This is a genomic window from Pedobacter sp. Bi27 (assembly GCF_918698255.1).
Taxonomy (GTDB): domain Bacteria; phylum Bacteroidota; class Bacteroidia; order Sphingobacteriales; family Sphingobacteriaceae; genus Pedobacter.
Window position 1 is genome coordinate 633822 of the sequence record NZ_CAKKMW010000004.1, and the last position, 23043, is coordinate 656864.

Annotated in this window: 21 protein-coding genes and 1 pseudogene; 6 read left to right on the top strand and 16 right to left on the bottom strand. The window is 38.4% G+C overall.

Going from position 1 to position 23043, the window contains the following annotated elements; translation table 11 throughout:
• The first annotated feature begins 158 nt into the window (after positions 1 to 158).
• Complete coding sequence (locus tag LQ227_RS16590) at positions 159 to 740, top strand: DUF4142 domain-containing protein (RefSeq protein WP_230141692.1); 582 nt, start codon at positions 159 to 161, stop codon at positions 738 to 740.
• A gap of 115 nt (positions 741 to 855) precedes the next feature.
• Here LQ227_RS16590 and LQ227_RS16595 read toward each other — a convergent pair whose 3' ends face one another.
• Positions 856 to 1533 carry a competence protein gene (locus tag LQ227_RS16595; RefSeq protein WP_230141695.1) on the bottom strand — a complete coding sequence of 226 codons (678 nt, stop codon included), beginning with the start codon at positions 1531 to 1533 and terminating at the stop codon, positions 856 to 858.
• A gap of 172 nt (positions 1534 to 1705) precedes the next feature.
• Here LQ227_RS16595 and LQ227_RS16600 point away from each other — a divergent pair, with 172 nt between their 5' ends.
• The 3 genes from LQ227_RS16600 to LQ227_RS16610 all read left to right on the top strand — a co-directional run bounded on the left by LQ227_RS16600 (position 1706) and on the right by LQ227_RS16610 (position 5495).
• Positions 1706 to 1924, top strand: coding sequence for a hypothetical protein (locus LQ227_RS16600; RefSeq protein WP_029276033.1), 219 nt, complete (start codon positions 1706 to 1708; stop codon positions 1922 to 1924).
• Between the two features lie 285 nt (positions 1925 to 2209).
• A complete protein-coding gene (pta, locus tag LQ227_RS16605; RefSeq protein ID WP_230141702.1) occupies positions 2210 to 4297 on the top strand; it encodes a phosphate acetyltransferase in 2088 nt (695 codons plus the stop codon).
• 1 nt (position 4298) lies between these two features.
• On the top strand, positions 4299 to 5495 hold the full coding sequence (locus LQ227_RS16610; protein WP_230141705.1) for an acetate/propionate family kinase: 1197 nt from the start codon (positions 4299 to 4301) through the stop codon (positions 5493 to 5495).
• Between the two features lie 145 nt (positions 5496 to 5640).
• Here LQ227_RS16610 and LQ227_RS16615 read toward each other — a convergent pair whose 3' ends face one another.
• Both LQ227_RS16615 and LQ227_RS16620 read right to left on the bottom strand, forming a co-directional pair.
• Positions 5641 to 6024: a VOC family protein gene (locus tag LQ227_RS16615; RefSeq protein WP_230141713.1), complete on the bottom strand. Its 384-nt coding sequence runs from the start codon at positions 6022 to 6024 to the stop codon at positions 5641 to 5643.
• A 113-nt stretch (positions 6025 to 6137) separates the two neighbouring features.
• Positions 6138 to 6614: a DinB family protein gene (locus LQ227_RS16620; protein WP_230141715.1), complete on the bottom strand. Its 477-nt coding sequence runs from the start codon at positions 6612 to 6614 to the stop codon at positions 6138 to 6140.
• A 114-nt stretch (positions 6615 to 6728) separates the two neighbouring features.
• Between LQ227_RS16620 and LQ227_RS16625 the strand changes: the two genes are divergently transcribed.
• Complete coding sequence (locus LQ227_RS16625) at positions 6729 to 7802, top strand: aminotransferase class V-fold PLP-dependent enzyme (protein WP_230141717.1); 1074 nt, start codon at positions 6729 to 6731, stop codon at positions 7800 to 7802.
• Here LQ227_RS16625 and LQ227_RS16630 read toward each other — a convergent pair.
• The 6 genes and pseudogenes from LQ227_RS16630 to LQ227_RS16655 form a co-directional block, all read right to left on the bottom strand.
• Positions 7799 to 8773 (bottom strand): L-histidine N(alpha)-methyltransferase, encoded by a 975-nt coding sequence (locus LQ227_RS16630; RefSeq protein WP_230141720.1) that lies wholly within the window; start codon positions 8771 to 8773, stop codon positions 7799 to 7801. The two genes, LQ227_RS16625 and LQ227_RS16630, sit on opposite strands and share 4 nt — an antisense overlap.
• 7 nt (positions 8774 to 8780) lie before the next feature.
• Positions 8781 to 9932, bottom strand: a complete 1152-nt coding sequence (egtB, locus tag LQ227_RS16635; RefSeq protein WP_230141722.1) for an ergothioneine biosynthesis protein EgtB — start codon at positions 9930 to 9932, stop codon at positions 8781 to 8783.
• The gene (locus LQ227_RS16640) at positions 9932 to 11503 is read right to left on the bottom strand and encodes an ABC transporter permease/substrate-binding protein (protein WP_230141723.1); all 1572 of its coding nucleotides are present in this window, start codon (positions 11501 to 11503) and stop codon (positions 9932 to 9934) included. Before LQ227_RS16640 ends, egtB begins: the two co-directional genes overlap by 1 nt.
• Positions 11496 to 12455 carry an ABC transporter ATP-binding protein gene (locus LQ227_RS16645; RefSeq protein WP_230141725.1) on the bottom strand — a complete coding sequence of 320 codons (960 nt, stop codon included), beginning with the start codon at positions 12453 to 12455 and terminating at the stop codon, positions 11496 to 11498. The genes LQ227_RS16640 and LQ227_RS16645 overlap by 8 nt, the downstream gene beginning before the upstream one ends.
• Complete coding sequence (locus tag LQ227_RS16650; protein WP_371824744.1) at positions 12452 to 12841, bottom strand: hypothetical protein; 390 nt, start codon at positions 12839 to 12841, stop codon at positions 12452 to 12454. The genes LQ227_RS16645 and LQ227_RS16650 overlap by 4 nt, the downstream gene beginning before the upstream one ends.
• Positions 12842 to 12931: 90 nt before the next feature.
• A pseudogene (locus tag LQ227_RS16655) lies at positions 12932 to 13882 on the bottom strand (FAD-dependent oxidoreductase); the annotation flags it as partial.
• A 155-nt stretch (positions 13883 to 14037) separates the two neighbouring features.
• On the opposite strand from LQ227_RS16655, the gene LQ227_RS25590 reads away from it, so the two are divergent.
• Positions 14038 to 14172: a hypothetical protein gene (locus tag LQ227_RS25590; RefSeq protein WP_256449172.1), complete on the top strand. Its 135-nt coding sequence runs from the start codon at positions 14038 to 14040 to the stop codon at positions 14170 to 14172.
• Between the two features lie 278 nt (positions 14173 to 14450).
• On the opposite strand, the gene LQ227_RS16660 is transcribed toward LQ227_RS25590, so the two are convergent.
• From LQ227_RS16660 to LQ227_RS16690, 7 genes are all read right to left on the bottom strand, one after another.
• A complete protein-coding gene (locus LQ227_RS16660; RefSeq protein ID WP_230141729.1) occupies positions 14451 to 17012 on the bottom strand; it encodes a M1 family aminopeptidase in 2562 nt (853 codons plus the stop codon).
• An 11-nt stretch (positions 17013 to 17023) separates the two neighbouring features.
• Entirely contained in the window at positions 17024 to 18208 is a 1185-nt protein-coding gene (locus tag LQ227_RS16665; RefSeq protein WP_230141731.1) for an NRAMP family divalent metal transporter, read from the bottom strand.
• Positions 18205 to 18960 (bottom strand): 5-oxoprolinase subunit PxpA, encoded by a 756-nt coding sequence (locus LQ227_RS16670; RefSeq protein WP_305800153.1) that lies wholly within the window; start codon positions 18958 to 18960, stop codon positions 18205 to 18207. Before LQ227_RS16670 ends, LQ227_RS16665 begins: the two co-directional genes overlap by 4 nt.
• Before the next feature lie 2 nt (positions 18961 to 18962).
• On the bottom strand, positions 18963 to 19961 hold the full coding sequence (locus LQ227_RS16675) for a biotin-dependent carboxyltransferase family protein (RefSeq protein ID WP_230150016.1): 999 nt from the start codon (positions 19959 to 19961) through the stop codon (positions 18963 to 18965).
• Positions 19962 to 19963: 2 nt separating this feature from the next.
• Positions 19964 to 20704: a 5-oxoprolinase subunit PxpB gene (gene pxpB, locus LQ227_RS16680; RefSeq protein ID WP_230150019.1), complete on the bottom strand. Its 741-nt coding sequence runs from the start codon at positions 20702 to 20704 to the stop codon at positions 19964 to 19966.
• 191 nt (positions 20705 to 20895) lie between these two features.
• On the bottom strand, positions 20896 to 21669 hold the full coding sequence (locus LQ227_RS16685) for a GDSL-type esterase/lipase family protein (RefSeq protein WP_230141740.1): 774 nt from the start codon (positions 21667 to 21669) through the stop codon (positions 20896 to 20898).
• Between the two features lie 50 nt (positions 21670 to 21719).
• Positions 21720 to 23003 (bottom strand): ATP-binding protein, encoded by a 1284-nt coding sequence (locus LQ227_RS16690; protein WP_230141742.1) that lies wholly within the window; start codon positions 23001 to 23003, stop codon positions 21720 to 21722.
• Positions 23004 to 23043: the final 40 nt, after the last annotated feature.

Genomic DNA, 23043 nt, shown 5'->3' on the forward strand with positions numbered 1-23043 from the left:
TAAGAATTATTAAATCATAACCCTTCTCCGTCACTCCTGCTAAAAAAACCGGCTTACTCAGTTGAGCATCTGACATTTACCCTACCCGATTATTTTAAAAGCTTAAAACCGTTTTAGTTTAAAACATGTTTATGTAGATACAACAAAAAACAAAGCATATGAAAAAGTTAATTTATGTATTCGCCATTTCTGTATTAGCATTTCAGGCCTGCAATGGAGGAAACAAGGATGCCAAAGAAAGTGCCGATAGTTTAAACATGGCTAAAGACAGTTCAACCAATGCAGTTGCCACCGGAGGAATTGCAGTAGATGAAGCTGACGCGAAATTTACTACACAGGCAGCGGTTGGCGGTATGGCTGAAGTAGAACTTGGAAAACTGGCCCTCGAAAAAAGCAGCAATTCACAGGTTAAAGAATTTGCAACCATGATGGTAAAAGACCACGGCATGGCAAACACCGAATTAATGGCCATTGCGAAACAAAAAAACATTACACTGCCTAGTACTGTAGATGATGAGCACAAGAAAAAAATGGATGACCTAAGTAAAAAAACAGGTGCAGATTTTGATAAAGCTTATGTTGATGCAATGGTGAGTGGACATAAATCTACCTTAAAATTAATGGAAGATGAATCAAGAGATGGAAAAGACGCAGATCTTAAATCTTTTGCAACGAAAACAGCACCAATTGTTCAAAGCCATTTGGTAATGATCAATAAAATTAACGACAGTATGAAATAATGCGGTTTAGCGTATTAAATTTCTTAGGTAAAGGGATTTAATACGCTACTTTCCCTTACTTATGCGCGCTCCTAATTTTATCATTAATTGCTGAATTTATTTTTCGAAGTTATACTTAAAGCTCTGGCGGGGTATGCCAATTGATAAAGGTTTTCCTACTTAACATTTTCAGGTAAGGATAATTTCCATTTAATTGGTTACGCTGTTTTAGCTCATATAAAAAATGCCCACCTAAGTCTACAATTATTTTTGCTGTAGCTAAATACCATACACTATGTGGCTGTTTCCAACAAAAAGAATATAGGTTTGAGGTGAGTTTAATACCTTGAAGTTCGGGATGGTAAAAATTAAGTATTTTTGGATTGGGCAGCCCCTGCATTACCTCCGATTTCCTGACCATCGAAAGGTGATCGGAATGGCAAAACTCGTAATCCTTTAGCCTTGGGTCATCTACATCAGGCAAGTGTTTTAATATTTTAAATCCCTTAAATTTTTTGCCATTCAATACCCATATTAAATTTGGATAAAACGCCTCTCTGCTATTAAGCTCGGCCAATGTGATCGGAGAATTTTGAAACTCAATGGTATAACCGGATGGAGTAAATACATCAGCACGGTGAATATCAGCATTGGCTGCATCATAAAAAGCAACTTCTCTAAATGACGGCGGGAAGGCCAATTTCCAATCTCGGTGCCAAGCGGTCTCCTTTCGGCAATATTCTTTTTTAAGTGATGAAATATCCTGAATCATATCTGAACGGAGGATATCCTTTTTCATTTCACTATTGTTCATTCTCTTTCAATGTGATTAGAACACTAAAACAATTAATTAGGGAAAACAAATTTAAACTAAAATTTTTAGTACATACAAAATTTAAAAATAATTATGACTGAGCATTAGCCAGATACCACCTGTTAAAAAAAAATATTTCAATCAGCTCAAAATAGAATGATAACTTTGCAGTATGACCATTCAAGAAATACAGCAGCTAGAAGATTTTTTTACCCAGGCAGGAAAGCAAGAGGTCCCAATTTATCTTAATCAGGCTACTGTAATTACCGATTATGCCCATTTTCTAGAAAGTCATTTTATGCCTTTAAAGCTTAATCCTGATGCAAAAGTGAACCTACCACTTATACACAGGCTGAAAATGTTAAAGTTATTGATTGAATCAAATGCATAAAAACGATTTAATTTAGCTGTTACAGCTCAACCATTGATAAGAAGGGGCCAATTTGAATCGCAATACAAATAAGCAATAAATTACTTCTCCGGATGATATTCTATATTTGTCATACAGCTACTTCCTGCCTTTGCTATTTATGTTTACGACTGTCAGAATAGCTGACTCCGGTTTTCTAATCATTCTAATCATGCAATTAAAAACTTAACCTCTTTTAGTTTTTAAAATAGATATTTCCAACTATATTGGCCGTGATTGGTTATTCCTATACATTGACCCTTATTTATGACTAAAAATATATTTATTGCTTCGGCCGAACCCTATACCGGAAAATCAGTAATTGCTTTCGGAATGATCAATATGTTATTGGCTAAAACACAAAAAGTAGGTTACTTTAAACCCATTATTGCGCAAGACGATCAGAATAAAAAAGATGAACATGTAGAAGCCATGTTGGATTATTTCTCACTCCCTGTTAAATATGAGGATGCTTTTGCCTTTACCCGCCAAGAAATGCTGCATCAAGCAGAAGATAGTGGAGCAATTATTAATACCATTATCAGTAAATATAAAAAGCTAGAAGACAACTATGATTTCACAGTAATCGAAGGCAGCGACTTTTTAGGCGAAGGCATGGCATTTGAGTTCGAATCGAATGCCTTAATGGCCAAAAACTTAGGTGCACCAGTTTTAATAGTGGTATCGGGAAAGAACAAAACTGCAAGTCAGCTTTTTAAATCGGCCATCAACATTTACCGTAACTTCCTGTTGCGAGATGTGCAGGTATTAGGCGTAGTGGCCAACATGGTGAACCCAGAGGAGGCAGACCGTATTAAACAGGCTTTAACCAATCAATTGCCAGCCGAATTACTTATCGCCGTTATTCCCACTGAAACAGGCCTGCAAAGTCCAACCATGAAAGAAATTACATTGGCACTGGGTGGTGAGGTCCTTTTTGGATCTGAATTATTGGATAACCAGGTTGATAATTTTGTGACCGGTGCCATGATGCTGCCCAATTTTTTAAGGCATATAAAAGATAACCTGCTTATCGTTACTCCCGGCGATCGTGGCGATATCATTATTGGTGCACTTCAGGCCAACTTATCAGCCAACTACCCAAAAATTGCGGGCATTGTTTTAACCGCAGGCAGTTTACCGGATGAGCCCATTATTAAATTGGTTGAAGGTTTACAAACCATTATTCCAATAATAGCGGTTAAAAAGGGAACGTTCGAAACCACTACAACCATTGGCGGTATCCACTCCAAAATCACAATCGAAAACAAGAAGAAAATTGCAGTCGCGATAGAGCTTTTCGAAAAATATGTCGACATTAAAGCGCTTGATGATAAAATTATCACTTTCAGCTATCAGGGAATTACACCACATATGTTTCAATATCAACTGGTTAAATGGGCTAAACGCGATAAAAAACATATTGTTTTACCAGAAGGAAATGACGAACGCATTTTAAAAGCAGTGGAGAAACTCATTACCCAGGACATTGTAGACATCACGCTCTTGGGCGATCCAGCCGAAATTACCAACACGATTAAAAGACTTGGATTAAATCTGGATCCCAATGCTATAAAAATACATAATCCTGGCCAATCGGCTCATTATAACGATTATGTAGATACCTTGCACGAACTACGTAAAGCCAAGAATGTAAACCTCGAAATGGCCAGGGATATGATGACCGATGTTTCTTATTTCGGAACCATGATGGTTTACAAGGGTGATGCCGATGGGATGGTTTCGGGTGCGGTTCATACCACGCAGCACACCATCAGGCCTGCTTTACAGTTTGTTAAAACCAAGCCAGGCGTATCGGTGGTTTCATCCATTTTCTTTATGTGCCTGCCAGAAAGGGTGGCCATATTTGGAGATTGTGCGGTTAACCCCAATCCTACTGCCCAACAGCTGGCAGAAATAGCAATTTCTTCAGCAGAAAGCAGTGCCAAATTCGGCATTGAGCCACGCATTGCCATGTTATCTTATTCTTCTGGCACATCAGGAGAAGGTGAAGATGTAGAACGCGTGAGAGAAGCCACTGCCATAGTTAAAGTAAGGCATCCGGAATTAAAAATTGAAGGTCCGATACAATATGATGCTGCTGTAGACCCCTTGGTAGGCAAACAAAAATTACCAGGCTCTGAGGTAGCAGGTAGAGCAAGTGTATTAATCTTCCCCGATTTAAATACCGGAAACAACACCTATAAAGCGGTACAGCGCGAAACCGGTGCACTGGCTATTGGCCCAATGTTACAGGGCTTAAATAAACCAATAAACGATTTAAGCCGTGGTTGTACGGTAGATGATATTTTTAATACCGTTGTAATTACAGCGATCCAATGCCAAGATATTTAATATGAACATTTTAGTAATCAACTCCGGAAGCAGTTCCTTAAAATACCAACTTTTTAACATGCCAGAAAAAGCTCCGGTTTGCAGCGGTCTGGTAGAGCGTATTGGCATTGAAGGCTCATTTGTTAAACACACAGTTTATCACAACAACGAAAAGCATAGCATAGAACAATCAGGTTTTATTGCTAACCACGGCGAAGGCTTAAAACAGGTTTTAGCTTTACTCACTGAGGGAGAATACGCGGTAATAGCCAGCCCTGATGATATTGCAGCCGTTGGCCATAGAGTAGTGCATGGAGGTGAGCACTTTACAGGTGCAACCCTTATTACAGACGAGGTAAAACATCAGATCAAAAAGCTGTTTTCTCTTGCGCCGCTGCATAATCCGGTTAATTATAAATGTATTGAAGTAGCCGAACAGACTTTTGTAAACGCGAAACAAATTGCCGTTTTCGACACAGCATTTCATCAAACCATACCAGAACAGGCTTATCGTTATGCCATTCCAGAATGGTATTACAAAGAACATGGCATCCGGGTATATGGATTTCATGGCACCAGCCATAAATATGTAAGTGAGCAGGCCATTAAATGGTTAAATAAAGTTGATACAAAAATTATCAGCATCCACTTGGGCAACGGCTGCAGTATTACGGCCATTAGAAATGGTAAATCGATAGATACCAGTATGGGATTTGGCCCATTAAGCGGTTTAATGATGGGCACACGCTCTGGAGACATCGATCCATCGGTTATTTTTCATTTAATGGAGCATTCTGGATATACTTTAGAGCAGTTGAGCACCCTGGTTAACAAACAATCGGGACTGTTAGGTGTAGGTGGTTCGAGCGATATGCGCGACATTAGAAAAATGGTAAGCGAAGGCAATGTAGCTGCAATTTTGGCGCTAAAACTTTATGCTTATAGGATCAAGAAATTTATTGGAGCTTATGCAGCTATTTTAAACGGTATAGATGCGATTGTATTTACCGCTGGTGTAGGCGAAAACGACAGTAACATGCGTGAGTCTGTATGTTCGGAGCTGAATTATTTGGGTATTGAATTAGATCCAGCTCAAAATACAGCCTATAATGGAGAATTGAAAGAAATTAACAAGGCAAGCGCCAAAGTAAAAATCCTGGTTATTCCAACCAACGAAGAATATGAAATTGCTCACCAATGTTTTGAGCTTATAGGTTAATAGTAAGATTATCTTTGGATGGTAAGCCACCAGCCATGGAATTTCACTTTTAGTGATAAAAACTTTTGAAGTTTGGCTGGGAAAAGACTTCCGAAGTTTGCGCCAATGGCAATGCTCATGGCCAACTTCGGAAGTCCAGTCAGGCCTAATCGGTTTCCAAAATAGACAAAATATTGCCGGCAGGATCTCTAAACCAGGCAATGTTTGGCCCTCCGTTTCCTCGGGAAATGCCTTTACTGTCCGTTTTGAGATACTCTTCATTATAAATCTCGAACTTTATTCCTTTAGCAATAAGTTCGTCGGCCGCTTGATCTATATTTCCGACAGGAAAATTAAGTACCGTAAAAGTTGCCGGAACATGATTTGGTTTTGGATAAAGTAATACATTTGCTGATCCGGGAATAACCAGTTCAATTACGCCCATCGGGTTATCTTTCACTTCGATACCCAATACGCCTTGATAAAAATCTTTTGCTTTCTGTATATCGTCTACAGAAAATGAGCTGAATGCTTTTGAGTTTTGTAACATAATCTTTTTTTTATTCAATTTTCACGAGAACGAACAGTTAAATTTAACGGATTAAAACAATAGTAAAAGGCTGCATAAGCGGCAAAGTACGGGCCTAAACAAGACAACTTCCTTTAGCTTTTCCAGGCACCCAATAAACGCCTGATAACTACAATTTCGGCAACGTGGTAGGCATTATGATCGGCAATCTGTAGGGCTTCGCGTAATACACTTTGTCCATCGCCATGCGGGATTGGCACATATAAATCTGAAGAATCTAACAAAGCAATAAATTCTTTCAGATCGGCATCAATCTGTTTTAGTGTATTGTTCCAGGCATGTTCATCTTTAGGCGCCAGTTCTTTAGGCCAGTATTCGTCTGGCCATTTAGGCGATCGATGCGATCCATCTTTACTGAATTCGAGCATATCCCACTGAGCGATTCTAATGTGTTCGACCAATTGCCAAATGCTGTAAGGTAAGTTGTAAGGCTTTTCGCCCAATAGATTAAAAGGCAAATTGGCAACAGCATCTTTAAACCCTACATGCGCTCCACCCCCATTTAATAATATTTTAAGTTCCGTAACCAGTATTGATGTTTGATTTTCCATATAACATTAGCAGATTGTATAAATCTAACAAACGTGATTCTCATAGGTTTGTATAAAAATCAATTTCGGTGGCAGCATCTATTTTTTTAACGCACAATTCTTTTAAATTTGGGCATGAACCTATCTTTTCCGATCCTCACCGCATATACCTATCTCAACACCGCTAATTCTGGCATTTTATCTACCAATCTGGCAGAATGGAGAACTAAACATGATCAAGACTTTATAACCGGAGGAAGTATTTTCAGAACGGAAAGCCTGCCCATCATTACCGACCTCAGAAATAACATTGCTAAACTTTTCAGCTCAAAATCCGAGAACACCTATCTTGTTCAGAATTTTTCAGTAGGTTTTAATACTTTATTGAGTGGGTTGAACAAAAACCATCGTTTTCTATTGTTGGAAGAGGAATATCCATCTGTGAGTTATCCTGTAATCAGTATGGGTTTTGAGTACCATAGCATAGCCATTGATGAAAAGCTAGAAGAAAAGATCATCATTGCCATTGAAAAATTTAAGCCTACTGTGCTGGCATTTAGCATGGTACAATACATTAGCGGATTAAGGATGGATGATGAATTTATCCAGAAATTAAAAGTTACATATCCTGATCTTTTGTTGATCGGTGACGGCACTCAATTTTTAGGTACAACAAATTTTAACTTTGAAAAGTCAGGCCTGGATGCTTTGATTGGAAGTGGCTATAAGTGGCTTTTAGCCGGATACGGAAACGGTTATGCATTTCTTTCCGATCGGATGAAAGATGCGATTTACAGCAAAAACAAACTGGCCGAATTGCCTAAAGCACCTTTCTTAAAAGGTAAAGACCACCTATCTATGTGTTTCGAACCAGGCCATTTAGACACTTTAAATTTCGGCACATTAAACGAAAGCTTAAATGAACTTGGCTCAATTGGTTTCGATTGGATTGAAAAAACTGCACAGGCAATTTCCAACAAAGCCAGGCTAGCATTAAATTCAAGGGGATTAATTCCAGATTGGACATTGGAGCGAAAACATCAATCTACCATCATGAGTATGCCATTGGATCCAAAAACAGTTGACAAAATCGCTGCAGCCAAAATCCTTTGCTCACCACGAGGGGCAGGCACAAGGATTTCATTTCACTTTTATAATACAGAAGAGGATTTAAATCAACTGTTACAGGTTCTGGATAATCGTAACTAGTCTACCTTCCAGATGGCATCTACAAAATACTGATGTTGATCGAAGAAACGTTGAAGCGGTTTAAATCCGGTTTTTTCTGCAAGCTGATCGATATCATTAAGCGAATACTTTTGTGATATTTCCATAAAAATATGCTCATTTTCTGCAAAATGAATGGCATTTTGACCAATATTCACAATCTGTTTCTTTAAACTGATGAGGTAACTTTTACAGGCACCAGATGCCGGATCGTAACAAGCATAATGCTCAAAATTGTTCAGGTCGAAATTGCCCTCTAATTCTTTATTGATCCGTTGAAGCAGATTGAGGTTAAATGACCGGGTAATTCCGCCTTTATCATTATAGGCAGAAAGAATCTGCTGGGGATTTTTTTTTAGGTCAAATCCAATGATCAACAAATCCTTAGGAGAAAGCAGTTTTTTTAATGACGAGCAGAATTTTCCGGCATCGGCTATGCTCATGTTTCCGATATTTGCCCCCATAAAAAGCACTACTTTTCTGCGGCCAGATTGTTCTGTAGCACTTTTGAGCATATTAAAATAATCACCATTTAAACCTTTCATGTTTAACCCGGGAAGTTTTTTAGGCAAACTTTCTTCCAGATCTGAAATTACATGCGCGGAAATATCAATCGGGAAGTAACTAAATTCCAACTGATTATGCAACAATGATTTGAGCAGGTGAATGGATTTTGTGGCATCGCCAGCACCCAGTTCGATTAAATCAAAAGCGCTCCCATCGGCTGATATTGCCTGAGAAATCTGGTTGGCCTGATATTGCAGAATTTCCATTTCTGCTTTGGTTAAATAATATTCCTCCATTTCCATAATCTGCTGAAAAATGCGGTCTCCGCTAGCATCGTAAAAATACTTAGAGCGCATAAATTTTGGCTCGGAGTGTAAGCCAGCCAAGGTTTCTTGGAGGAACTGTGTTTTGTTGTCTGTTGCTGTTTCGATAGTGGTGGTGGTCATATCTATACTATTTTACTAATCGGATGCCTGTATATTGCCACCTTAAATGTGGGTGGAAGAAATTTCTATAAGTAATACGTGAATGATTTTCAGGCGTGGCAATTGATGCACCGCGAAGCACTTTCTGGTTAACCATAAACTTTCCGTTGTACTCGCCAATGGCGCCCGGTGCTTTACTAAAACCGGGATAAGGCAAATAGGCACTTTCGGTCCACTCCCATCGTTCGCCCCAATTAAAGTGTTTGGCTGCTATTTCCCACTCAAATTCAGTGGGTAAACGCATGCCTTTCCAGCTTGCAAAAGCATAAGCCTCGTAATAGCTGATATGGCTTACCGGTGCGGTTAAATCGATAGGTAAAAGACCAGCTAAAGTATAATTAAACCATTTTCCGTTAATTAAATGCCAGTACATGGGTGCACTAATGTTGTTGTTTTTCACCCAATCCCATCCTTCAGCATGCCAGAAATTAAAATTTTCATAACCGCCTGCACCAATGAATTCGATAAATCCTGCATTGTTGACCAATGTTTTACTGATTGAAAAATCGTGCAGGTAAACTTTATGCCTGTTTAATTCATTATCAAAGCTGAAATCCTTTCCATCATAACCGATCTCATAAATTCCTTCTGAAATTTTGATAAAGCCAGGTTCTATTTCACTTACGGTTAAAACTTCTTTTTGGTTTTTCGAATAAGTTGGAAAAAGCGGGTTGTTTCCTAAAATGTATTTAATATCGGTTAGTAAAAGTTCCTGGTGCTGCTGCTCGTGGTTAAAACCCAAAATCAACAGCTCTTTTACTTCATCTGTTGGTGTCGTCGCCAGGAATTTCACCATGGCTTCATCTACATAAGCCCTGTACTGGTAAATTTCATTTACGCTCGGTCTACTTAAATTACCACGATCTGTCCGGATTACCCGATTACCAACCGTTTCATAATAACTGTTAAAAACGAAATTATATTCATCGTTATATACCTGATAATTAGCAGAAAACGGCTTTAATATAAAGGTTTCGAAGAACCAGGTGGTATGTCCCAAATGCCATTTTGGAGGACTAACATCCACAATTGGTTGTACCACATAATCTTCTGTTTGCAGCGGTTCGCAAATTTGTTCTGAGTATTTCCTGATCTGCAAGTATTCTTCTACCAGTGTCATTAATTTTTATCTAAATAGTTTTTAAGATCTGTGATGGTATTAACATTCAGATCTTTTGATTGTTTTTGCCGCATCATTAAAGCATAAGAATTATTGAAACCTATAGGTTTAAGCCATTTGATCTTAAACTTTTTTTCAAATTCTGTGGAGACATAATCATAAGTTTTGTCTTTATCATGCGCCATTTCCTTAGCAATTTTTGGATCGGGCTGAAGCAAAACCAACAGGCCTGTTCCTGTATATTCTGGATAAAAATCGATCTGATCATTCATCAGTGCATCAAAACAGATTTTTGTTCCACCAAGTCCTGTTTTGGTAGATACCTCATAATCTGTATTTCCTCTAATCAGCATGCTGTACATTTCGGCCAGAATATATTGTTCCCCAAAAATCTTGGATCCTATCCTCACTACACCCTTATGTCCGTTTTTTGGTGCTCTATACAAACCGATACTGATAAGGAAATCTTTTGCTACGCGTTCTGGTGTTTGATGCAAATAATCTGTTCTGTAATTAAGATCGGTCATAACCGAATCCGTAATTTCACCAGCAAGTAGATTCAAAGTTTCTGCTAATTGGGGAAATTGCTTCAATGCTTCATCCCGAACAATTGGCGCAGCATAGTAGGGTGGAAAAATACTTTTATCGTCTTTTAAAATCTTTAGATCAAAGGCTTTCAAACGGCCATCAGTAGAGTAACCGCTAATTACATCCAATTCTTTTGAAAAAGCGGCCTTGTACATAACCGCATCGCTGATTACAATGGTATGAATTTTTAAGCCGTAGGTAGATTTCAATCCAAGATCACCGTCTTGCCTACCCATAAATTCAGGGGTAAATCCAGCGGTTAAGGTAGAACCATAAGCCGACGGAAGTGCATAAAAACCACCTAAAATTAAAATCACAACTGGCAAAATGTACAATGCTTTTCTCAGCTTTTTAAAATTCATTTTCTGAACGAGAGAAAGCAAGGCATCGAGAATAATGGCCAATAAGGCAGCAGGAATAGCTCCAGCTAAAATCATGTTGGTATTGTTGAGCGAAATGCCTCCAAAAATAAACTCTCCTAATCCACCCGCTGCAATAAAAGAGGCCAATGTGGCTACGCCTACATTAATTACCGTTGCAGTACGGATACCTGCCAAAATAACGGGCATAGCTAAAGGTAATTCTACTTTTAACAGTATCTGGCTCTTGCTCATCCCCATTGCCCTGGCGGCTTCTTTCACATGCTGATCGATGCCAATAATGCCTGTATAGGTATTGCGGATAATCGGTAACAAGGCATAAATAAGCAGCGCCACAATTGCAGGTTTTGCACCAATTCCTAAAATGGGGATCATAAATCCCAATAAGGCAATGCTCGGAACCGTTTGCAATACGCCGGCAATTCCTAAAACTGTCCCTGATAGTTTTCTTTTTCTGGCAATCAATACACCAAGTGGTAAGCCAATGGCGATGGCAAAAAGTAAGGAAATAAACGTTAATCCAACATGCTGCAGGGTTTGGGAAAACAATTTATCAGATTGCTCATGCATAAACTGCCATAAAGTTTGCTGATGCTCATTCATGCGCCTGCGCGTTTTGAAATTGGTTAAATCCTTTGGTTAACTGTTCGAAATTAACGGCTTTGCTTTCTTTATCGGCACCAGAAACAAGAAGTTCGCTCCGATCAGAACTCCGCAACAACTCCATCGCATCCCATACATTCAAATCAGCAGATAGGCTTCTCCCATCTTGTAGTGCCCCTTTAGGTAAATAAGTCCAAATATCCTGTATTTTAACTACTTTAAATTCGAGGGCTAACCTTTGTCCGGCTAAAAATTTCCTTGCAAAATCATTTACCGGTTGATAAAGCAATTCTTTGGGTGTTCCGATCTGGATGATTTTCCCCTTATCCATTAAACAAATGCGATCTGCCAATTCAAAAGCTTCCTGAACATCATGTGTAACCATTACAATGGTTTTCCTTTTTAGTTCTTCTAATCCCTTAAATTCTTTTTGGATACTGGTTCGGGTAACGTTATCTAAAGCGCCGAAAGGTTCGTCCATTAACAATACAGAAGGGTCTGTAACCAAAGCACGGGCAAGGCCTACACGCTGCTGTTGTCCACCACTCAACTCATGTGGAAACATAGATAAACTATTTTCAGGAAGATGGAGTTTTTTGATCAGCTCCTGCGTTCGGACTTTAATTTTTTCTTTATCCCATTTTAAAAGTTTCGGTACAACTGCAATATTCTCAGCGACGGTATAGTGTGGAAAAAGCCCAATATTCTGCATCACATAACCAATTCCCGTTCGTAAAACATCAGGATCTTGATTGGTTATATTTTCGTCATTGATAAAAACCTGGCCTGCATCGGGTTCAATTAACCGGTTGATCATTTTTAGCGTGGTGGTTTTACCACAGCCACTTGTGCCCAACAATACCAGCGTTTCCTTTTCTTCTACCTTAAAAGAGATTTTATTTACCGCTTGGGTATCTCCAAATTTCTTACTTATCTCTTTTAATTGGATCATAATTCGCTATCGATTTTCATAAATAGATTATTTAACGATTCGGAATAAGTAGGATGTGCAAATACACAATATCTGATCCTATCGTAAGTAATCCCACCTTCCATCGCCATTTGAAGAACAGACATGATTTCTCCACCTTCTGAGGCCAGGATAGCAGCTCCCAGTATCTTTTTGCTATCTGCATCTACAATTGCTTTCATCAGCCCTAAAGTTTCGTTTGTTTCAATACCGCGCGCAACATTCGACATGGGCAGAACGGCAACTTTATAATTCAATTTCTTTTCTTTTGCTTCTTTTTCAGAAATACCTATCCGCCCAAGTTGAGGGTCGGTAAACATGCAATATGGCACCGGCCGATCTTGAATAGAGTAATTTGTGCCCTCCATGAGGTTCCGATAAATAATGGTATAATCGTTATAAGCAATATGTGTAAATGAAGGGCCACCTTTTACATCACCGAGTGCATAAATCCCTTTTATATTGGTTTCGAGTTTTTCATTAACAAGAATATGCCCTTTGTCATCCAATTTTACGCCACATTTTCCAAGATCTAAACCTGCAGTCTGAGCAGTACGGCCTGCAGCTACCAATACGTGACTCGCTGTTATTTCTTTTTTGATTTTCCCAGATTCCAGCGTAATGCTAATCTGTTTTTTATCCTGCGCTATCTTCTTGATTTTAACATCAGTGATCAGTTCGATGTTTTCGTCGGTTAAAATTTCAGTAAGTGCTGATGAGATATCCTGATCTTCTCTCGCTAATATGCCTGATGATTTTTCCAAAACGGTTACTTTACTGCCAAATCGATTAAACATTTGTCCAAACTCAAGCCCGATGTAATTTCCGCCAATAACCACTAGGTGTTCGGGAACAGTTTTAAGATCTAAAATTGTTGTCGATGTAAGATAGTTAATTTCACCTAATCCTTCAATATCCGGTATGGTAGTTTTTGCACCAGTATTGATAAAAATCCATTCGGCAGTTACTTTTTCTTCACCGCCATCGTTGAGTGCAATGGACAGTTCTTTTTCACTATTAAATCTGGCTGTTCCAAATATAAGCTCAAGTCCCTTAGTGTTTTTAAGGCCTTTTTCAGATGACGACCTGAACTCGTTTACTATATCGTCCTTCCGTTGCTTTATCTTTTTAAAATCAATTTTGATCGCTCCAACTTCTACGCCCAGTTCAGTTGCTCTTTTGGCTTAATACACTGCCCTTGCAGAAGCGATCATTGCTTTTGTTGGTGTACAACCATCATTAATACATGTGCCGCCAACATATCTTTTTTCTATAATCGCTGTTTTTTTACCTGCTTCGGCAAGCCTTTTGGCCAAAGGCGTTCCGGCCTGCCCTGCACCTATAATTATTGCATCGTAGTGTTTCATCGCTTTCCAGATTAATAGAATTTGTTTTGTTCTGAAAGACATAACCTAAATACTAGCCCAATGTTTGGTCTATATTAATTTATACTATGCCCAATTGAGACATTACAAGTTCGAATAAAAAAGTTACAAACTATATTCTAAAATCGACGTTAGATAATTGTAGACATTTAATTGACAAACATAAACCGCAGCCTGATATGCAACCTCAAACAACAGAAAATACGAACCTTACCGTTTTTATCCAGGATGATTCTTCAATTGAAGATAAAAGAGATATTTTATTAAACAGTTTGTTAGACGATCTGAACAGTCAAACAGAAGCTTTTAATTAATAAGTAATAAGACTTCAAATCTTGATCGCTAAACTCAGGTGATCTCACATTTCTCAGGTGGTAAAAAATGAGCAGATTCAATTTGAACATTAAGAAATTAAGCGCATTAAGAACTTAAGTTTAAGTCCTTAGCAATAAATATGTTTTATAAATAAACATAAAAAAAAGAAAAGGGCAAACAAATTCATGTTTACCCCTTTCAATCTAAATTAACGCTCTCGCGACAAAAGTATAAATTCTTCTTAGACCTGTATGTAACAAATTTATTTACATTAAAGTTAATGTAAAATGATCTGTGAACGGCGAAGATTATCTGTAGTCTGCAAAATTTTATCCTTTAGTTTCGGATTGTAAGCAGGATGTGTTTTTAAGAAATCCTGTACCACTGCATTTGCTTCTTTTTTGTTATAACCCGAAAATGTAGCCGCCAACCACGATTGTGGAAAAAATATATCTCCTGTTTTCTGTATTTCTTCCAACAAATCTAAACTTTCTTTCAGATAGCGAATAGAACTTGTTTGCCTGATGGGATGGTGCAGGTAAGATAAAGCTGTAGTTACCCAGGCCTCTTTCTGTCGGTTTTTCCGGTCTTTTAAGCCGTTAAAAAAATTATCTCTTTCCTTAACATCTAAAGATAATGCGGGCATTAAATAAATAAGCCGGTTTTTACGATCTTCATTTTTGGTCCGTGCCAATTGATCTTTTAAGATGGTATTTGCAGTATCTGTTTTAAGGGCTAGCGTTAATGCTAATGCGCTATAATCATCTTCTAACAATTTAACTCCATTTGGTGCGGTTTGCTTGAGCCAGATATTATACATGCGTTTTCCTGCATCCGCACTCAGGTATACATTTTGATAAGCATTGAACAGAATCTTTTTGTTATTTTGTGTTTGCTGTTGCTCCATTGCATTCCATATTGTTTTCTCCATACTTTCATACATCGCATTCCGTGCTTCAGCAGTAAGAAATGTCCAGTAAATATTGGTTAGGTATCCCGTAATCAGCCTGAGGTTCATCTCGTTTTTCTCGACCGACAATCCTTGTAAAAACACAGCCAGAAGTTCTTTAGGCTTAGTGCTTTTTCCCGAAAGCATATTTTCGTAAGCATTGATATAGGCCGATGCCCGTTCTAACGGGTCAACAAGATCATAAAGATTTGCCATCATCTCTTTGTCTATCGGGAAAAGGCCATAGCCCGCACCGTTTGCATTAAATAAAATATACAGTGGTTTTGGAAGACCTTTTGCTTCAATTAAATCGGTCTTAGCAAGCTTAGCATCTACAACTAAAATCTTACTCGCTGTTGGGTAAACCAGCTTAACTGTAAAAGATTGCGGCCATACCCGTGGCTGCCCCATCTCACTACTTTGATTTAAGCTTAAATCGCTTATTTTATCTCCATTGTATTTAATATCGTAACTAAAAACCGGTCTGCCAGGTTCGTTTACCCAAACTTTGTTCCAACTCTGGAGATCACTTTTACTATATTTACTTAAAATGGCAATCAAATCATTCCATGTAGCGTTGCTGTAACTGTACTTTTTTAGATACTCCCTTATACCCTGTTGAAAATTCTGTTTTCCCATCAATAATTCCAATTGACGCATCATGATCGGTGCTTTATGGTAAATAATATTTCCATACATCGACCCAGCCTCTTGTAAGTTATCCAGTTGCTGGCGAATGGGATTGGCGCCCAGTGTTCTATCTACTCCGTAAGCTGCCGGATAATGGTCTTGCAAAAACTTAAGGTCGAAAGTACTTTTACCCATTAACTTTTCAGTCACCTTATCAGCCATAAAATTGGCAAAAACCTCTTTCATCCAAACATCGTTAAACCATTTCATGGTTACCAGATCGCCAAACCACATGTGTGCGGTTTCATGCGAAATCAGGTTAGAACGCGAAATGAACTGATCTTTGGTTGCACCTTGATCTAAAAACAATGCTGATGCTTTATACTGTACCTCCCCAGGATGTTCCATACCGCCAAACTGGAAATCTGGAATACTAACAAAACCCACTTTTTGAAAAGGATATTTTATAGCTGTCCAGTCTTCCAAAAAATCGAGCGCATCACGATGTGCTACAAAAACAGAATCTACACTGAGCTTAATTTTGGCTGAATCAGTTTCGCGGTGCAAAAATTCCATTTTATTATTTTTCATTTCCCTATTTATCAGGGTGTATTTACCCGCAGTGAAGGAAAATAAATAAGTGGGTAGTTTATCCGAATTATTGAAATGATAGGTAGTAGAATTTCCTTGAGCAAACGAATATTTTTTAATGGCATTAGCCATTACCTGCCAATCAGTTGGAACGGTTAATGAAAGTAAAAATTTAGATTTTAAATCGGGTTGATCAAAGCACGGGAATACCGTTCTGGCATGATCAGGAACAAAAAGTGCATACAAAAAGTCCTTGTTTCGGTTTAATGATTCGTTGCCTGCAATAAACCCAATCTCGATATGGTTATCGCCTACTTTTAAATACTCCTGTTTTACTAAGATATGTTCGGCTTTAAAATCAATCGGTATCGTTTTGCCATTAACCGATACTCGCTTTATATGATCTGCACTCTGCTTAAAGTCAACCTGCAGATAAATTAACCTATTTAACTTAAAATCAATATTTTCAGTTGATTGAATTGGCGCTGTTTGTTCTGCTGGAATGATAAAGTGAAGCTTATATTGAATATTACTTATGGCTGCACTTCTGGAACTTGCCAGTGCAAGAGAAACTCCAGGTTCAACGGCTACGGGATTAGTAACCTGTTGCGCAAAACCGGTAGCACTTAATAGGAAGAAAAAGCAAAAATATTTGGCAATCGTATTCATTGTATAAAGATTTATTCTCCTTTTATCATTTGTATAATGGTACCATAACTCATCCAAACCATGGTTAATACCACAGCTAAACCTGTTAAGGTTAACCAAAACGGTTGTTTGTAATTTGCAATAATTTTGGTTTTATAAGCGGCAATAAGCATAATACCTAGTGCAATGGGTAAAATAAAACCATTAATGGCACCTACTGTAAGCAGTATTTTAACGGGTTTACCGATGAGGATAAATATAATGCAGGAGATGGTTATAAAGGCTATGATAATCTCTCTGTTAAACTTTAATATCAGTGGGTGAAAACTCTTAATAAATGAAATGGAAGTATATGCTGAGCCCACAACAGAAGAAATCCCTGCAGCCCATATTACCACACCAAAAATCTTATAACCGATTTCGCCGCTGGCCAATTTAAAAACTGAAGCAGCTGGATTCGATGGGTCTAAGGTAAAACCTTTGCTTACCACCCCTAAAGCTGCAATAAACAACAATAAGCGCATAATAGACGCCAAACCAATGGCACTTAATGCACCTTTATTTACGGCACCTAAATTATGGATCCCCGTTTGCCTGGCATCCAATAAACGATGAGCGCCCGAAAAGGTGATATAACCACCCACTGTCCCACCAACTATGGTTAATACTGCCGTAAAACTAAACTGCGTAGGATTTACAGCCCTTAATGCGGCTTCTGCCAATGGTGGCGAACTGGTGTAGGCAATAATTAAGGCGAGTACAATTTTAATCAGTCCCATAGTTTTGGCAAAAACATCCATTGCCTTGCCGGCTTCTTTGTAAATAAAGATACCTATTGCCATAATTGCGCTTATTACAGCACCCTGCCCTACACTAATGCCGAATAATACATTGAGTCCTAAGCCAGCGCCAGCAATATTACCGATATTAAAAGCCAAACCACCTAAAAAAACCAGGAAAGAAATAAAGTATCCCAAACCTGGAAATACCTTATTGGCTATATCTTGAGCAGGTTTATCGGCAACAGCAATAATCCGCCAGATGTTTAACTGTGCAATGGCATCTAATATGATGGATAGCAATATCACAAACGCAAAACTTGCGCCTAATTGCTGGGTAAAAACTGCGGTTTGGGTTAAAAATCCAGGACCAATGGCTGATGAAGCCATTAAAAAAGCTGCCCCTAAAAGTACACTCCAATTGTATTTTGGCTTCATATAGTCGGGGCTTTTATAGCTATACCTTCTTTTTTTAACCTTTCGGCTATCAATTTAGCAAAAGCAACAGCGTGTTCACCATCGCCATGCAAACAAACCGTTTCGGCTTTAACCACAATGCGATTTCCATTTATGCTATTTACTTCCTGGTTTAAAGCAAATCCCAATACCTGATTGATGGCATCTTCTTCATTGGTAATTAAAGCATTGTCTGCTGACCGAGGGGTAAGTAAACCATCATCCTGATAACTACGATCGGCAAAAACTTCTGATGCGGTTACAATCCCCCTTTTTTCAGCTTCATCAATCATCTTACTTCCTGCTAAAGCATATAAGATCAGACCAGGGTCGAAATCGTAAACGGCCTGCACAATGGCTTTTGCCAAAGCAGCATCCTTTGCAGCCATATTATACAATGCGCCATGTGCTTTAACATGATGTAATTTGCTCCCTGCGGCTTTGACAAAACCACTTAATGCACCCATTTGGTATAAAGTAAGTTGATAGGCCTCATTCGGGCTAATCTTCATTTCTCTACGACCAAAGCCCTGCAGATCGGGCAAACCAGGGTGCGCACCAATGGCTACTCCTTTTTTTAAGGCTAAAGCTACAGTTTGCTGCATTACAGCCGGATCGCCGGCATGGAAACCGCAGGCAATATTTGCCGATGAAATATAATCCATCAGTTTTTCATCATTGGGCATGGTATAATTCCCAAATGCTTCTCCCATGTCGCAATTAAGATCGATCATTTTCATGTTTTAATATATTTAAGGCCTATTGCCATGGTAATCAACGATAAATCGTGTTCACGTTCAAGGTAAAGTGCTTCTGCCTCATCTCTCGAAATTTCGGAAAAATGAATAGTATCGCCAGGTTTTAACTGGGCACATAAAGGTAAATCGACCGCTGCAACGTGGGCGATACGCGGATAGCCACCTGTTGTTTGACAGTCGGCCATGAGTATCACCAAATCGCCACTTCCGGTTACCTGAATAACGCCAGGTGTTACTGCCGTACTAAGCAATTCTTTTTTAACTTTCCTCACCAATGGCTTTCCCGACAAATGATAACCCATACGATTACTCCTTCTATCAATAGTATAAGAATTGGTTAAAAATGAAATAATGGATGTTGCGTCAAACCAGCTGATTTCATTGGCAAGTACAACTCTAATGGTTTGTCTGTTCTCTGGCAGTAAGCTTTCGCGCGAAATGCGCCAATTTGGATAGGTTAACGATCTTTCAATCAAATGATTCAATATTTCATCTGATACTTCGCTAAGTAAAGTACCGCTAACCAAAACATCTGCCTTTTGCAATGCTCTCCCCTTAAAGCCCCCAAAAGCAGCAGTAAGATAGGTGCTTTTACTTTCCATTACATCAGGTACATCCCATCCACCAGCAATAGCCAAATAGCTACGCACCCCAATCGCATTATGGATCAGCTTTATAACTGAACCTGCCGGAAAAAACAATGGCTTTTCTGCAGGCATTATTTCATTATTGCAAACTAAAGTTGCACCATCACCAGAATAAGAAATTAGAACAGGTGTTTCAGCTTTAAATGAAGCATCGGCATAGGTAAACTCAATGGTAGCATTATGATCATCGTTACCAACAGCTTTATTCGCTAACCGGTGGGCCAGCTCATCCATTGCGCCCGAAACAGGTACAGCTTGCGAAAGGTATCGGTATCGTCCCATATCCTGAATGGTGCTTAATAAACCTGGCTTAATGATGCTGATCTTCATACTCATATTTCAGCATAAGCATTAAACTCCTTTATACCAATGGCTTTAAAAGTAACCATATCGCCTCCCTTTAAAAGTGATGGTTGTAAGCGGTTTACATCAAACATTTTTAATGGAGTTCTTCCAATAATCTGCCACCCGCCGGGTGTTTCCATAGGATAAATACCGGTCTGATTGCCTGCAATACCCACAGATCCGGTGGGTATTTTAGCATTGGGAACCTCTTTTCTAGGGGTGGATAATCTGGGATCCATTCCGCCCATATAGGCGAAACCCGGCACAAAGCCGATCATGAAAACAGTATATTGCCCGGCAGTATGTACATCTATTACCTCAGTTTCGCTAAGCTTGTTTGTGCGGGCTACCGTTGAGAGATCCTGTCCGAAATCGCCCCCATAATATACAGGAATAATCAATTTATCAGGTATTGTGCTAGATTTTTCTCTTTTTATCTGTACAATTTTATTTAAATGTGCTGATATTTTTTCGAAACAAACCTGCCCCGGAAGATCTGATAACATCACAATTAAGGGATCAAAAAAAACAGTTAATGTAGTATAAGCCTGGACTGTGGTTATTAAACCAGAAAAAGGGTTTTGCAGCAGCAATTGGTTAAAATCGGTGATCAGGGCCAGCAAATCGTGATCGATTGTCGTTCCGAATCCTACAGTAACCGATTTTTCACTCAACCCGTAAATTTTTATGGGAATATTTGTTCCACAATACCCTAGCTGCTCGTTCATAGAAAAACAGTAAGATTTAACAATGATTGATCTTCATAAACTGGGCTTAACAACTAAACTGCTGCTATAAAAATGATTATATAATATTAAAATCACAAGTTTTGTGAATAATCATAGTTAATTATGCGCAAAAAACCATATAGAAGGTATTTTCAAATAGTAATCCATTAAAATGAATCACCAGGCAAGGCTTAAAAATTCTTTTTCACTATCCGTTTAATCGCTTTGCCCCAAAATTCGCCTAAAGATGCGGCGCCTAATTTATTTGGATGCAGGTAAAAAGTACCAGCCTGCCCTTTCTCAGGAATCAACTCGGTAAGGTGGTGTTTTTTAAAATAACCGAATGCTTTTTTATCTCCTACAAAAACATGTTTTGGATTAGTTAAACCATAATTTACCACAAGACTATCAATTTTTGGAATATAAGCCTGTAACCTCAACAAGCCCTCTTCCATATATTTTGAGCTATTATAGGTGTTTGTGCTATACCAGATAGGATGATGCAACACCACAATGGCCGTAGGAAAATCGGCCAATAGCTTATCCACAATAGTTTTTACATTTTCAATATATTGATCAGGCGAAACCGGAGCTCCACGCGGTCCTTTTATAGCGCTATCGTTGGTACCAAGCTTTAACGAAAAAACCAGTAATGCTTCTTTATTGGTGAATGCGTTGGCTGCTTCTTCAACTTTGTTAAAAGTACGGCCAGCACTGGGTAAAAAATCAAGAGTGGTATAACCGCTATGGCCTTGATTGCTGAATTTAACTTCGTTTATTCCTTTTTGCTTAAGCAAATAAGCTACGGCTATAGCAGGCGGAGCATCAGCAGCATTGGCAATCTGGACGCCTTGCGTGATACTATTACCGATAAAAACAATATTGAGATTACGCTTTTTATGTTGTGCAGATAATAGTGTGATGTTAATTAGTAAAATGCCAATCAATAATAGGTATCTTTTCATCTAAAGCTGTTTTTATCGGCAACAAATTACTAAAATTACTTATTATAAATCTAATTTTTCGCTGGTTCAAGGCCTTTTATCGATTTCAATAGCTCATCTTGCTCTTCGGCTTCCAATTCGATCATGCCATTGAACATTTCAAAAATCTCATCACGCAAGTTAGCGCGCATTAAAAGATCAATCAAGCGTACAAAAGTTTTCTTCTGATCGGTATTTAAACTACTAAACAATTTAGGTTCTACTTCATATAATCCCTTAATTAAATTAACCAGCGCTGGCTTCCTTAATTCTTTTTCTCTTTCGGTAGCATAAACGGGAAATATATCATCTTGCTCGTAACTTTCAATCAGGCGGTTCGCATATTCTTTTAAAAAAGGTTTACGTTTACTTTTAAGATATTCTGTTAACGCTTTAATTAGAAACCGGTACTCCGCCGAAGATTTAGCGGCTCCAAATATGGCCACCTGTCCTTCATTTTCAAAACTCTTAAAATCGAAATCACGAAAAAAATCACTATCGATATAAACACTGTGGAAATAATCGTCGCTCTTTTTATTTAGGGTGGTGTAATCTTTATAAATTTCTTCACCACCTGCCAAAAAATAGTATTTAGACAGTTCTTTATGCAGGTTTTCTTTCCAATGAACGTATTTAATCTTAAAAGTAACGGCTGTATCGGGGTAAAAAAGATTAAACTCTTCTAAAGTTTTAACATTGCTACTAAAATCCAATGTTTTGCCATTTACAATGACCGAATAATTTTTATCCCTGTTCAATTCAATAAACCAACAGAATTCGTTTATCAGAAAAGGAAGTACCGTTTCTTCTACATCTTGCTGACTGATCCTTAGATTAGTAAATGAAACCGTGGTTCCAGTCTCACCAGAACTGCTTGGAGCGGTGGTAAAATCGTGACTATAGCTGTTTAAACCACCGGTACTAATGTGTATTTCGCCATAACGAAACCCTTGTTCTGATTGGTAAGTGGTGTGCCAAACGGCATCATGTGCAAAAGTAAAAAAAGTAAGCCTCCCTACTCCATTACGGCCATGCATTTTTGAGGTATGCTTCGGCGCTACAATCTGAATGGATTTTTCAGATTCGAAGAAAGGATCGAATTTTTGTTGTAAGCGATCAAAATTAATACCATAACCGTTATCAGCAATAGTTAACTGCTCTAAAAGGCCAAGTGAATTTGCTTCGTAATCTACCCGTATGGTGTTCGCATTGGCATCAAAACCATTCCAAATGTACTCCGCAATAGCCTGCCTTTCATTATAATTTTTAAGAACCTTTTGTATTCCCTTTGAAGTAATATTAACCTTTACCGACATACTTACTAAATTAATTAGCAAATATATGATTATATTTCAA